The sequence below is a fragment of the Paenisporosarcina sp. P4_B8 genome (assembly GCF_056402175.1).
The window spans coordinates 1-14,033 of sequence record NZ_JBFUHX010000002.1 but is presented as its reverse complement, the minus strand read 5'-3'; the positions used below and the strand labels follow the sequence as shown (position 1 = coordinate 14,033).

10 protein-coding genes are annotated in these 14,033 nt (G+C 39.1%); 4 read left to right on the top strand and 6 right to left on the bottom strand.

The annotated features are described in order from the left end of the window. Positions 1 to 153: 153 nt before the first annotated feature. The gene (locus tag AC1DSK_RS02120; protein WP_477548587.1) at positions 154 to 315 is read right to left on the bottom strand and encodes a hypothetical protein; all 162 of its coding nucleotides are present in this window, start codon (positions 313 to 315) and stop codon (positions 154 to 156) included. Between the two features lie 241 nt (positions 316 to 556). Here AC1DSK_RS02120 and AC1DSK_RS02115 point away from each other — a divergent pair, with 241 nt between their 5' ends. From AC1DSK_RS02115 to AC1DSK_RS02105, 3 genes are all read left to right on the top strand, one after another. Further along, entirely contained in the window at positions 557 to 1,432 is an 876-nt protein-coding gene (locus AC1DSK_RS02115) for an endonuclease/exonuclease/phosphatase family protein (RefSeq protein WP_477598030.1), read from the top strand. Between the two features lie 344 nt (positions 1,433 to 1,776). Further along, a complete protein-coding gene (locus AC1DSK_RS02110; RefSeq protein WP_477548585.1) occupies positions 1,777 to 2,859 on the top strand; it encodes a HupE/UreJ family protein in 1,083 nt (360 codons plus the stop codon). 90 nt (positions 2,860 to 2,949) lie between these two features. After that, positions 2,950 to 6,588, top strand: coding sequence for an outer membrane protein assembly factor BamB family protein (locus AC1DSK_RS02105; RefSeq protein WP_477548584.1), 3,639 nt, complete (start codon positions 2,950 to 2,952; stop codon positions 6,586 to 6,588). Positions 6,589 to 7,071: 483 nt separating this feature from the next. On the opposite strand, the gene fabF is transcribed toward AC1DSK_RS02105, so the two are convergent. Then, the gene (gene fabF / locus AC1DSK_RS02100; protein WP_477548583.1) at positions 7,072 to 8,307 is read right to left on the bottom strand and encodes a beta-ketoacyl-ACP synthase II; all 1,236 of its coding nucleotides are present in this window, start codon (positions 8,305 to 8,307) and stop codon (positions 7,072 to 7,074) included. 122 nt (positions 8,308 to 8,429) lie between these two features. Between fabF and AC1DSK_RS02095 the strand changes: the two genes are divergently transcribed. Further along, positions 8,430 to 9,281 carry a helix-turn-helix transcriptional regulator gene (locus tag AC1DSK_RS02095; protein ID WP_477548582.1) on the top strand — a complete coding sequence of 284 codons (852 nt, stop codon included), beginning with the start codon at positions 8,430 to 8,432 and terminating at the stop codon, positions 9,279 to 9,281. 201 nt (positions 9,282 to 9,482) lie between these two features. Here the strand turns inward: AC1DSK_RS02095 and AC1DSK_RS02090 are convergent, their stop codons facing one another. The 4 genes from AC1DSK_RS02090 to AC1DSK_RS02075 all read right to left on the bottom strand — a co-directional run bounded on the left by AC1DSK_RS02090 (position 9,483) and on the right by AC1DSK_RS02075 (position 13,714). Next, positions 9,483 to 9,791, bottom strand: a complete 309-nt coding sequence (locus AC1DSK_RS02090) for a hypothetical protein (RefSeq protein ID WP_477548581.1) — start codon at positions 9,789 to 9,791, stop codon at positions 9,483 to 9,485. Between the two features lie 1,199 nt (positions 9,792 to 10,990). Beyond that, positions 10,991 to 11,137, bottom strand: a complete 147-nt coding sequence (locus AC1DSK_RS02085) for a hypothetical protein (protein WP_477548579.1) — start codon at positions 11,135 to 11,137, stop codon at positions 10,991 to 10,993. A gap of 98 nt (positions 11,138 to 11,235) precedes the next feature. Beyond that, the gene (locus AC1DSK_RS02080; RefSeq protein ID WP_477548578.1) at positions 11,236 to 12,501 is read right to left on the bottom strand and encodes a M48 family metallopeptidase; all 1,266 of its coding nucleotides are present in this window, start codon (positions 12,499 to 12,501) and stop codon (positions 11,236 to 11,238) included. Between the two features lie 652 nt (positions 12,502 to 13,153). Then, positions 13,154 to 13,714: an NUDIX hydrolase gene (locus AC1DSK_RS02075; protein ID WP_477548577.1), complete on the bottom strand. Its 561-nt coding sequence runs from the start codon at positions 13,712 to 13,714 to the stop codon at positions 13,154 to 13,156. Between the last annotated feature and the right edge of the window lie 319 nt (positions 13,715 to 14,033).

Genomic DNA, 14,033 nt, shown 5'->3' with positions numbered 1-14,033 from the left:
AGGAATTCGTCGAATAGAATGTTTCGTCTTTGGAGTAGTAAAAAGATAACCCACTTTAGGAACTCTACCGAGGGAACGATTAACATGAATCGTTTTTTTATGGAAATCAATATCGCTCCATTTTAATCCTAAAATTTCCCAAGGTCGCAATTATTAAATATCACTCTTAACACTTCTGGTTATAAGTCCATTTTCTGTGATCTGATTAATATTAGACACGATTATTTCACTTCCCTCTTCTAGTTTCCTCTCCCACTCCTCTATTAATGCTAAAGCTTCTTTATGTTTCTGTTCTAAGTCGCGTTTATATTCCAATAAAAAACCTCCTAAAGAATTTTCTTCTTTAGGAGGCTTTCTAAACTATCCATTTCCTTCGGGCACTTTTTTGTCCAAAGAAAATAAAATTTCAACAGTACCAATGTCATAGGTCCCAATAACCATAATTTACAAAATAGTAACATAATTATACATTTTCTTAATTTAGTTTCTATAAAAACCATAAATTCCTTTTGTATGATTAAAGTAGAAATACATAAATCGATTAGGAGGATTCATTATGATGACAAAATATCAAAGACGAAAAGCGGTATCGTTCATGTTAGCTGTTACTTGTGCCATTGTTGCTCTTTCTGGTTTCGGACAAAACTCCTTTGCCGATGAAACCGAGTTCCCACGCGGAGAATCGGTTGACGTTAAGGTAATGTCTTATAACATTCATCACGGTGAAGGGACAGATAGGGTTTTGGATTTGGAACGGATTGCTCAGGTTATTGAAAACTCGGAGGCAGATATCATTGGCTTGCAGGAAGTGGACAATCATTGGTCTAGTCGCAGCAACTTCGAAGACCAGGCTAATTGGCTGGCAAAACGGCTTGGCATGTTTTATGTGTATGGAGCAAACCTTGATAATGCACCATTAATCGAAGGGGAACCGCGCCGCCAGTATGGGACAGCGATTTTAAGCAAATATCCAATCTTAGATTCTGAAAACCACAAACTTACGAAAATTGGAAACACGGAGCAGAGAGGTCTGCTTGAGGCGACAATCAATGTTAAAGGAAATCAAGTTCACTTTTATAATACTCACCTAGCGCTGACTTCCGCAGAACGCGAAATCCAGATTCGGGAAGTCAATGAACTTGCTGGGCAAGTTAAAGGACCTAAAATTATCATGGGAGATCTAAACGCAAAACCGGAAAGCTCGGAAATGCAGCTGATGATTTCCAATTATAGTGATGCTTTTGCTGATCAACCTACAGCTTACACTTATTCTTCAATAAACCCTAATGTGAGAATCGACTATCTTTTCACAACCGATAATATCGAAACAGTCAATGCCGAGGTGATTCGAACTTTAGCTTCTGATCATCTCCCGGTGACCGCTGTTTTCAAACTTGAACGAAACGATCCATTTAATAATGGACAAAAGTAGATGGGTGACAGCTTACTATTTCCGGTAAGAATTTTGGATTTTTGAGCATAGGAAACACTTTATGCACTTAAGAGCTAAATATTCACAATAAGCCAGACAGGAATACTATGAATGAATTCTCTCTTCTCGGATCTGAATTGGAATAAATACCTTGCATTAAAGACACCAGCACCTGCCGATTTTCCCTGATTCCAGAAGAGAGATACATTATTTTTTTGGTTTTGCAGCTAAAGCGCTGTCATAGGTATTGGGATGACGCAGCTTTTTCTTTAAATGAAGTTGCTGACTCATAAGAGACGGAGAATAAGAAAAGGAAAATTTACTAGATTGAAGGGTGTGTAGAGGTGAGAAAGTTCGTTTTATGGAATATGATGCTCTTATTCATTATTACGATAACGTTGTGTCCTGTTAACGCTTCAGCTCACACAGATAACAGCGAGGGATATTCAAACATCACGCTGGATCGAGACACGCTGAATGTAGAGCTTTATATCGACTACTTTGAGCTTGGAAGGTTGATAGATTTCGAGGTTAATCCAGGCTCCTCTAAGGACCAATTGACAAAGGCATTGGAAGATAAACAGGATGCTGTAACGGAATACCTGGCCTCCCATTTTCAGCTATTCACGGATGGAGCTAAATCAGAAGGAATGATAAAGGCAACAGAGGTTGTAAAAAGAACGAACCGAGATTATGCCAAAATCATGCTTGAGTTCCCCCGCTTTGCCAAAGAGAAATCGATCCAAATTCAGTACAGCGTCTTTTTTGACGATAATGACCCCATGCACAGGAACATCGCAACCTATAACTTGGATAAAGCAAAAGGACAATTTGTTTTTCATGGGGGTGAACGGGAACTGCAAATCGGCAAGGAAACCATCATCGGCCAAATCATCCGGTTTATTCAACTCGGATTCCACCATATTATGATCGGGTATGACCATATCCTGTTTGTGATCGCTCTTTTACTTGGTACGCGCCAATTTTCAGATATTCTCAAAATTATTACTGTGTTTACTTTGGCCCACAGTATTACACTAGGTCTCACTGCCTTAAAGCTAATCAATCTCCCTTCCGAGATTATAGAGCCTCTCATTGCGTTAAGTATTGCATTCGTCGCCCTGGAACATTTCTTCGGATTCTCTACGAAGCTCCGTTTTGCCGTCGTATTTGGCTTCGGACTGATCCATGGGGTGGGATTTGCCGGTGCATTACAGCTGTCAAATGATGTAACCTGGCGTTCGCTTTTGTCCATTTTATCTTTTAACGTTGGTGTTGAAGTAGGACAAGCACTGATCATCATTCTGCTATTTCCCATTCTTCTTTATATCCGCCGATTCAAATGGTCAACTGTCGTCTACGGATCGGCAACCGCTGGTATTTTTGGAATGGGATTATTCTGGTATTTTGAGCGATTTCTAGCCTAATGCTGAATTTCTTTCCTTTTCTTATAGGAGGTGGTTTAAAAAGAGTAGCTTAAGGGTGTTAAAAATACGAGATTAATAGGAGGAAGAAGAATGAAGCCTTTAAATGAAAAAGGGAGAACGGTGAAGGAAAAACTTAAACCGATTACCGTAGCCGTGATGTGTAGCCTTGCTTTGGCGGCTGTCGTCAAACCGGTTGTCGCAGATAATCCTAATGCTACTGTTACAGGAATAGTATTCGCAGACAAAAATGAAAATGGAGTCCGCGATAACAACGAACAGGGAATTCCAAATGTGTCTGTCTCAGATGGGAAGAGCATTTCCGTGACCGATGATTCAGGAAAGTATTCACTGACAGCAAACATTGAAAGACGCGAGTCAGATATTGTCTTTGTGACCGTTCCTAGCGGGTATAGCGTCCCAACAGACGAAAACAAAACACCCCAGTTCTATAAGCAACTTGGCAACCTCGAGGCAGGTGAAACACGAGAACAAAACTTCGGACTGCTACTTAAGCCTGAAAGCAATAATCCTAACTTTTCCTTTGCCAACGTGGCCGATGTTCACGTGGAAGCAGGGTCAAATAATAACCGTGAACGATTCACATCACAGCTAGCGCAAATTAACGAATCGACAGGAAACCCGGCCTTTATCGCCGTTAGTGGCGACTTGACCAACCGGGCGACCGATGCAGAATATCAGGATTATACAGCGAGCACAGCTACATCTACTGTTCCTGTCTACCCAGCTGTCGGAAACCATGACTTTGCCCCAGGTTCTAGCTATCAAACAAGAGTGGACCGTTACCGCAAGTATCTCGGACCTGAGTGGTATTCATTCGATTATGGCAACAGGCATTTTGTCACATTGGAAAATACATTGGGCTTCAATGAAACTGACCAATTGGAATGGTTAAAACAGGATCTCGCCCAAAATGCAAAAGACAAAGAAGTAGTAGTATTCGTCCATAAGCCTTTGAATACACCGGAAACCCCGTCACCTGATAACACGAAGAAGTTTATTGAACTTCTTAGCCAGTATCAGACACGACTGGTGATGGTTGGACATACCCATGTTAACGATGTGGCACAAGATACGATTCCAGGTGCTAACCATGTAACGACTGTTTCAAGTGCTTATACGATCGATCAGTCACCGAACGGATTCCGGATGGTTTCTTTCCAGGGCGACCAAAAGAATGCAAAGTATAAGATGTATGACGTTAAACAAAGCGCAGCGATTGTCCATCCAGCGGCCGGAAGCGATGTTCCAAAGGGCAAAGTGGACATATTGGTAAATGCCTATAATACGTCAAGCAATGTCTCTAAAGTGGAATACAGAGTAGATGGCGGCTCATGGAAAAAACTGAAACAAAGCAGCGGAATGGCCTGGTTTAACCAATGGAATGCTAAAGAAGCATCAATAGGCAAGCATGCCATAGAAGTTAGGGTAACCGACGATGCAGGAAAGGTTTGGGTTAAAAACAACACGTTCAACATCGTAGACTCTAAGCGTATCTCACCTAAGGGCGGTTCTGACTGGACGATGTTCCACGGCAATTCCCAGCATACCGGAGAGGCAAAAGATACACTCGAAGCGGGTATGCGATTAGGTTGGACCTACCGGACACCAGGTACGATTCTTACCTCCTCCCCTGCCATTGCAAATGGAATGGTTTATATCGGAACACGTGATGAAAATGGCACGGACCAAAATGCAATCCATGCGGTTGACCTGGAAACCGGCCTAAAGAAATGGGCAGTAAAAGCAGATGCCCAGGTCCAAGCATCCCCAGCAGTAGCAGACGGAGTCGTTTACGCGAATTCGATTCGCGGCACACTTTATGCGATGAATGCAAAAACCGGGGAAAGGATTTGGGAAAAATCCGTTGGCAAGGATCAAGTACAGAGATCCTGGATGTATTATTCTCCAACAGTAGCCGATGGAGTCCTATACCAGGCATACAGCACAGGCAGCGGTGGTGCAATCATGGCGCTTGATGCCAAAACCGGCGAACAATTATGGAATGCTCCTTTAGCAGGCGGCTGGATCGTTGAATCCACACCTGTAGTACAAGATGGCAAGGTATTTGTTGGTGCAGACGGCGGCTGGCTGATCTCTCTTGACGCTGCTACAGGCAAGGAAATCTGGCGCAAAAAACCAGCAGGCGGCTGGATGCACTCCATGCCTTCCATCTCAGATGGCCGTGTGTTTATGGGGTACCAGGGCGGGTTAATCGTCTCACTTGACGCCTCTACAGGCAACGAGCTATGGCGCTATAAGAGCTCCGATAAATCCTACATTCATGGTCAGGCAACTGGTTCCTCCCCTGCTGTAGCGGATGGAGTCGTCTACATGGGATTCCCTGACGGAAACGTTGCTGCAATAGACGCGGGCACAGGTTCCTTAAAATGGAAATATCGTACGGATGGCGGAATCATTTCATCAGCAGCCGTTAGTGGAGAAACCATCTTTATCGGTTCCAACGACGGAAAGCTTTATGCGCTTGACCGAATAACAGGACAGCCATTATGGCATCATGAAATTGGAGCTTGGGTGGCATCTTCCCCTGCGATTTCAGGAAATACGCTTGTTGTTGGTGCTCATGATGGAAACCTTTATGCATACACACCTGGAGGAAAATCTGCCCAAAGATGGCCGCGAGTAACCGGTAAGGTGACGGATGCTGATACCGGAAAACCGGTAGCCGGTGCGACCGTTGTAGTGACCGATACCGCGGGGAACCGCCAGACTTCAGTAGCCAATGCTGATGGCCAATACCTAATCGGATTAAAGCCAGGCAAATATACTCTTTCTACAAAACGAAGAGGGTTTCATTCAGACACTTCTCTTTCTGTCACGATGGTAGAGGGGAAAAATGAAACGAAGGAACTAAAGCTAAACGCTATCACCAAGCCGATTGCAGGAGAATCTCAGGAAGCTCCAGATTTTCATGCAGGAAGCACCCGCTTAGACGCAACAATAGGCAACCCGTACCATTACATCATCAATAACAAGGTAGAGGCGACCATCTCTACACAAGTGGCTGCCAATAATCAGGCAGGTACTTTCCAGCCAGGGTGGCTAGGTGATCTTGCCCTACAGGATGATAATGCCATGGAAACCTTGGATTGGAGCGAGTTAATCCTTTCACCTACAATGAATGATCCGAAAGTTCCATGGAACCGTTCTGGAGAATGGCTCTCTCTTGCTGAAATTAAGACTGTAGGAAACGCGGTAAAGGCTTCAGGAGAAGCACAAATTAATCCGTCAATCAAGACGTCAGTCACTTACCAATTGCTTCCGGATGCACCGGTGGCCATGCTAACCTTGGAATTAGAAAATACCGGAACAAAAGATTTCAAAGGATACTTCCAATATTTACTCGATCCAGACAGTTCTGATGACACGGCAATAGTTCCAGGTTTTGCAAACGTTAATCCCGGCTTCAAGACTTCCGGATGGACGGGGAATTATGTGTATGACGGGCCTAAAACCGCTATAAACAGCCCGGCACATGGGATTGCCTGGGTCAAAGACAAACCAACTGGGATCAGTGCCTTCGGTTATATTTTCGGTGCCTCCTTTGATGCAAGTGTAGCAGCAGGTGAAAAACGGACAATCAGCTGGTACCACATCACCGACTATCCTGCCGAAGGAACGAACCCGGCAGCTAATATTGAGCGGTGGGCAACACAGCTGGAAACATTGGATCCAAATGCAGCAGAGTAATCTCTACATCCACTTTCACTTGACTGTTTTATAGTTTGATAGAATACTCATTAAATTGACCCTAATGAAAGGAGTGCCGGAGTTATCGGCACTCCTTTTTTAAGTGAATGTTAGGCGGTAATTGTTTTATTTGAAAGGGGTTGCCCTTTCGTTCTACATAATGGAATCAATCTGCATTAACTATCAAATGCAACTATAGTGAAGTCATTAACTTCATTACCATTAAGAAAAAGCTCCGTGTACAGGCAGCTTAAACTAAGCAGTTAGCCATCCATGTAGCGCAAAACCAGGCTACTACACAAATGCTGTTTTTAAATAAAGTCATGGTGTTTTTATAGTGAAAAGTGAAAAGAAGATCTGAACGGAAAGCGCGGATTAAGGAGCTATTGAGTAGCAATAAAGTTACTCAACTAAAGAGCCATTTAATTGAATAAATCTAACCGTTTCTAGAGGAAACGGTTAGATTTACGAGAGAAAGTTTATTCACTCGTATTTTTTTAAAACAATAGCCGCATTATGACCTCCAAAACCAAATGAGTTAGATAGCCCCATATTTATTTTCACTTGTCGAGCAACAGACGGTACATAATCTAAATCACATAATGGATCCGGATTTTCTAAGTTAATTGTTGGAGGAACTATCTCTTCCTTTATGCTCATTGCTAAAGCAATTGCTTCAACTCCACCAGCTGCCCCTAACATATGACCAAGCATAGATTTATTAGCTGTTATTGGAATCTGATAAGCTAGCTTTCCAAATAGCTGCTTAATAGCCATCGTTTCAGAGATGTCCCCCACTTTTGTACTTGTTGCATGGGCACTAATAACATCAATTTCCTCAGGAGATATATTGGCATTTTTTAAAGCTGATCTCATTGCAAGATAGGCCCCTCTACCTTCTGGGTGTGTAGCTACCATATGGTGTGCATCTGAACTTGCACCATATCCAATTACTTCTGCATAAATCTTTGCCTCTCTACGTAAAGCATGAGATAAGGATTCTAAGATTAGAATTCCAGCTCCTTCTGACATGACAAATCCATCTCGATTTTCATCAAATGGACGACTAGCTTTAGTTGGATCGTCGTTTCTTGTTGATAATGCTGTAGCATTACCAAAGCTTGCTATTGATAAGTCTGTTATAGCTGCCTCTGTTCCACCTGCAAACATAACGTCAACTTCTCCAGAACGGATTAGTCTAAAGGCTTCTCCGATAGCTGTATTTCCAATTGCACATGCGGAAACAGGAGACATAGAAGGTCCCATGGCGTTCCATTTGATACTAATTTGTGCAGCAGCAGCATTAGAAATCATGGCAGGTACTAGAGTTGGGCTGACTCTTCTTGGTCCCTTCTGTCTAAGCGCATCAATATTTTCAATTAAGGTTTCAAGTCCCCCTATACCTGAACCTACGTATACGCCTAACCTTTCTCCGTCTATACGTTTGAGGTCCAACTCAGAGTCTGTCCAAGCTTGTTCGGCTGCAGCCAAAGAAAATTGAGAAAAGCGATCTAAACGTCTTGCTTCATTCTTTCCAAAAATTTCATCTGCATCAAAATCTCGTATGACACCTGCAATTTTTGCCTTATGATTAGTAACATCAAATGTATCAATAAGGGATATACCAGACTCTCCGTTAATTAGATTGTTCCAAAATGTCTTGAGGTTGTTTCCTATAGGAGAGACTACTCCCATACCTGTAATCACAACTCTTTCCACTGTTCATCACTCCAAATCAATAATATACTTGTATTTTACAGTCACTTTATCCTATTACAAGTGATTGTTTATCCTGGTATAATTACCACTAGGTTAAATTGGTATGATGAGGAGTTTTAAAAATGAATGATAAAACTAGGCTTGAAGCTTTGTCGACATTCTTAAAAGCTAAGCGTGCTCAAATTAAGCCAGAGTCAATTGGTTTGCCTGTCGGAACCCGGAGGAGGACACCTGGGTTACGAAGAGAAGAGGTTGCACAACTAGCAGGTGTAAGTACCACTTGGTATACATGGCTAGAGCAGGGAAGAGATATAAAAGTTTCTTCAATCGTATTTGATTGTATTTCTACAGCTTTGCAATTAAATAATGATGAAAGAGACTACTTATATGACCTGGCATTAGAAGCAAAATCGGAAATTACACATCCAAAAAAGGATCAATCAGAGCTAAGCCCTTCTTTAAAACGAATACTAGCTGAATTAACATATTGTCCGACTATCATTACGGATCGACATTGCCATATTGTGGGCTGGAATCCTGCAGCTGCTCATGTTTTTTTAGATTTTGAACAAATACCGAATGATCAAAGAAATTTGATTCGTTTAGTGTTCACCAGAAAAGAATTCAAAGCATTGGCCGTCAATTGGGAACATTTTGCGAAAGGTTTTCTTGCCATTTTCCGTACCTATTATGGACACTATTTAGGCGATGAATGGTACAACCAATTTATTAAAGAAATGAGTCATTCACATCCAGAATTCCAAGATTTATGGCTAGAAAGTCAAGTGAGTAAGGCTCCAGAAATGATAATTGAATTCAGACATGCTAAAGCAGGCAAAATGTTGTTTAATTTAACTTCTCTCCAAGTTCAAGGTGATATGGATTTACGGTGCAGTATCTATACACCAGTAGAGGAAACAGATACAGAAAATAAATTAAAGCGATTAATGAAGAGGGTTTCCGTTGAAAATTAATAAAGTAATTTCGTTATTCCATTATAGGTCGCGATTGTTGAGCAAACACAGGTAGAAAATGATCAAACTTTTTTATAAAAAATTATTCACTAGCAACAAACAACCCAAGCATTTTGACCAAACTTTTTTCAAAATGTTTGGGTTTCTTCTGTTGAAAAATCAATTTTTGTAGCATGCTTTTGATCAAACTTTATTACAAACCTACACAAGAGAGGATTCGTTTTTAATGAATCCAGATTGGATAGCTTCAGCAACTTCTTTTGCAATCTCTATAATAGTTGAGTTCTTACAAAGCTTTTTGTGCCAAATATGTGCTGATGGTCCTTCTGAATTGAAATCTTTAATTAATAGGAGTTCATAGAATGTACCTTCTTGTTTACACGTAACTATGTATACTGAAAAATTTAATGCTTCAAAAATTTTTTGCTTAATGATATATTGCTTGTCAATTTCTTTAATATTTAGGGTCATTGGTAGCACTTCATTATTATTTTCAGACAACGTTAACATTGTAAGCCCCCCTAAATTTATAATTGACCACCCAATTTTATTAGTAACGAAAGAAACGAACAAAAAAATAAAACGAAAAATAAAAAGGTATTGGCTCCTCCTTCGCCAAATACCATGATAGCCACTCAAGCTATCCCCACTAATATATATATTAAAGCTGTATTGTTAATAAAATACATCTTAGATGTTATAGATTTGTAAATGATCTATTATTAAACATTAAAGACCATAAACCTTTCATTCACAGTAGGTTGACATTACATCCGGATTATAAAGTAATCAATTTCATTTCTCCATAAGAAAAAGCTGCCCTGTAAAGGCAGCCAGTTATTCAACTAAGGGTACCAGTTAGTTGAAGAAGCTAATAGGAATAATGTCATTCACATTCATCTTCTCCCTTAATTTCATCCGAAACATTCCATATTAATTAACCCTACAATTAAGTTTGGTATAGTTCGCTCAGAATTGACGACTTTTATTTTTTTCAATCATTATGCTCGTGATCTGGGTTTTCTTAAAATCAAAACGATTATTATTACTAATAGGCTAACTACAATCGTCTCATATGCATTCTCTCTAATACTAGATCCTACCACCATTAACTCAGGATTAAATAATAGTAAAAGGATACCTATGCCAATCGCTTCTGCAAATTTGTTTATAAACGTTTTCATAAGAGTTATTTCCTCCCTTCTTCTTTTCTCTTTCATATAGCAACGCAAGAAATAACCCTATTACATATTTTATTTTATATACTGTATCTACTATTTGATAAGTTTAAGGACAAATCTATTAATAAAACTATTAATTCAATAATGAAGAAATTGGGTCATTTGCTTATATTATTAGCAACTAACTTGACTTTTATACATACTTTCAAAAAAATTGTAACGAAATACAGTTAGATACATTCATGCCCTTTTCTTCATCCAAGAAATTGTTTCTTGTATTCCTTTTATAAATGGGGGTCAATAGTTAATTTCTTTTTCATTCTTTTCTCCACTTAATTGAACTGGATTTTCTGTTAAATACATCATTTCAACCGCGTTTCCTTCTCTTGATGAAAGAGAAAAGTGAAATAGTATAAGGCAATCAGGTATCTATAAAATGAGCTAAGAATGTTTATACTTTCCTTAGCTCATAAAAACAAGGCCAATCCTCAGAAAGGATTGACCTTGTTTTTTGTGAATTTATTGTACTTAATGTCTAGTAGTACCTGAAGTTATGTGTAATTCATTGTTAACGAATGAATCCGTTTTTCTGGCATTCGGATCTAACAATGCGAGCAGCTTTCCATCTTTAACATCCCGTTCGTATTGATCTGCCTCATCTTCCGGAATGCCCATCCCAATTAATGCTCCAGCTAGTCTGCCTGTACCTGCACCGACTGCAGCTCCCCGTTAGTTGAAGAACGATTAAATTTACAATAATACTATTTTGCCCCTCACTCTTTTGATTCATTTTCATTTGCAACTTTATTTATTCTTTCTAGCATTGTCGGATGTGAATATCGGAACCATTTTACGAGTAGTGGAGGATTCACTTCATTTAATCCAGACTTCGTAAGTTCTTGAAAAGTTTTGACAGCTGCCTCCGGGTCGTCCATTAGTTCTATTGCATACTGATCAGCTCTTGTTTCCTGATATCTAGAAATATAATTTGAAATTGGACTTGAAACGAATAATAGAAAAGATGTAATAAGTAAAAATAATGGCAAAGAATGAATAGCGTTTACTCGTTTAATTTTTAATACACGTCCAAAGCGATGGATAACCCAAGGCATTATTTTAGCGGTTAACCAGAGCCCGACAAGCATCATTAGGATATAACGAGCGATTCCGAAGTATATATGTTTCTCCACATAATGCCCCATCTCATGAGCCATAATGAAGAGAATTTCATCTTCTGATAAGCGGTTTAAAGTCGTATCCCATAATACTATTCTTGAATTATTCCCAATACCCGTAACATAGGCATTAAGAGCATTTGTCTTTTCCGCCATGTTAACTTCATACACATGTTCTGTTGGAATATTTGCTTGCTCAGCCAAGGTGAGAATTTTCGTCTCTAATTCTTTATTTGTTAGTGGATAAAAATCATTATATAAGGGGTCGATCATTACCGGTTGAATAAACATGAGGAAAATGGAGAAAGGAATCATTAGTAACCAGGCATTGAACCACCATCTCTTTGTGCTTTTATTTATAAGCCAATAAAGAACCGTTACAATCACTACAGTCGTTCCTAAGTTAACCCAAAAATCAATGACATTATCACGCATCCAAGAATTGAAACCCTGGGTACTAATCCCATATTTTTTACTTAAGGAATATCTGTAATAGTCTAAAGGAAATAAAACAATAAACGTAAGAACAGACAGTAAAAATACATATACTGCATTTTGCAAAATTGCCCATTTTTTTTGCAAAGGAATCCATCTTTCAAACGCTTGTGAAAGTCCAGTAATCAGTATAAATAAATAGACAAGCCATTCAAATGGGATTGATACAAAAAAGAGAAAATTCTTTATTCTTGAATACTCCTCACTAAGGTACAATTCTCGATCCGACATAAAAACGTGCGGATCTGCAACAGTTCCTTTCAAAGTTGCAGGTATACCCCCACTGCCACTATGGAAGATATAAACATACATCAGGAAAGCATATACCCCAAATAAGAAAAGAGCATTAATTCCCCATTTTTTCGCCAAATCCACTTCACCTCCACTCACTCTTTCTTATATACATTTAGTGTAATCAAAAACGGAAAAGATAGAACCATATTCTAACAAATATGCTTTATTTCCAACTATTCTATTAAGAAAAGCCCACTTTGGGCGGACTTAGAGATATCATCACAGAGTATTTATTAAAATGAAAGGCATGCTGTATTAAAGCCAATATCTAATCCAAACCTAACGAACAATTGGCATGCACATCCGAGTGGACAGATTCTTTTGGTTACTGGCGGAAGAGGCTGGTATTAGGAAAAAGGAACACCTGCTCAAGAATTACATCCAGGAGATGTAGTGGAAATACTTCCAAATGTAAACACTGGCATGGGCTGCAGCTGATAGTTGGTTTGTTCATCTTGCCATTGATCCAGATACAACAGTAGGTCCTCCTGAATGGTTCGAAAAATGCGTTAATCCTTCTTTCTATAACCTTAACACCTAAACAAAAAACGCCTAAAACCTTTATATATTAAGGGTTTTGAGCGTTACAAGAATGGTGGGTTATTTGCGTTAAACGATACCCTGCGGAGCATACCTGTAAATACCGAAAGCTAACGTCTTTTCTCAGACGTTAGCTTTTTTCTTTTTTCTTATTCAACTAAAGCACCCGTTAGTTCAAGAAGGAATATTAATTCTTCAATTGTTTTTCCGTAAGGAACACTTTAGCCATTAAATAAGCATGGGCTGTAAAAAGTTGTGTGTTTATCTGTTTTGTCCTAATTAAATTTCCCATATCCTCAAAATCAATCAATTTAATATTTATCTCTTCTGTATCATCCAAGTCTTGTTCAAATTCTTTAAAGGCATCGAGCATGAGAAATGTAATCACTTTGTTATTTTGTGTGGCTGGATTAACCATGAATTCTCCCAAAAGAATAGGTTTTCTCAAGGAAATAAAGCCTGTTTCTTCCCTTATCTCTCTAATTAACCCTTCCTCGTGTGTTTCATTTCCCTCTTTTTTTCCAGCAGGAACTTCGAAGAAAAAGTCTTTTCCTGCGTAACGATACTGTTTAACAAGAACAATTTGGTTTTCTTTTGTTATAACTACTGCATTTACCCAATCAGAATATTCGTTTACATAATAATCGTCAATCACAATTCCATTTGGAAGCTCGCATTTATCTTTTCTTATATTCCCAAATGGACTTTTATGTATATATTCTGATTTTGAAGTTTTCCATTTATCCATAATATACCTCCACCATTTTTGTTACTTGATTGAACCACCCTATATTTTTATAAATTCTCTAATAAAGGGGGTTTGTCCTTATTTAACTAAACTGCCCCGTTAGTTCAATAATAAAAAAGGCTTCACTCCTTATTGTAGTAAAGCACTTATTCCTTTTTTATCAATATTGTCCTTGAATCTACCCTTATTATTAATTGCCATATTAAAACAACAACTGCCACAAATATAACGGCTACATCTCTACCTACTGGATTAAACCAACCATCATTATGGATAAAATACATAGCCAAAAATATTGATAATAACCCTGTAATAATAT

Bases quoted from the DNA above. Each gene is read 5' to 3' on its own strand.
- AC1DSK_RS02105 (WP_477548584.1), top strand. From the start codon at position 2,950: ATGAAGCCTTTAAATGAAAAAGGGAGAACGGTGAAGGAAAAACTTAAA.
- AC1DSK_RS02095 (WP_477548582.1), top strand. From the start codon at position 8,430: ATGAATGATAAAACTAGGCTTGAAGCTTTGTCGACATTCTTAAAAGCT.
- AC1DSK_RS02075 (WP_477548577.1), bottom strand. From the start codon at position 13,714: ATGGATAAATGGAAAACTTCAAAATCAGAATATATACATAAAAGTCCA.
- AC1DSK_RS02085 (WP_477548579.1), bottom strand. From the start codon at position 11,137: ATGGGCATTCCGGAAGATGAGGCAGATCAATACGAACGGGATGTTAAA.
- AC1DSK_RS02090 (WP_477548581.1), bottom strand. From the start codon at position 9,791: ATGTTAACGTTGTCTGAAAATAATAATGAAGTGCTACCAATGACCCTA.
- AC1DSK_RS02115 (WP_477598030.1), top strand. From the start codon at position 557: ATGATGACAAAATATCAAAGACGAAAAGCGGTATCGTTCATGTTAGCT.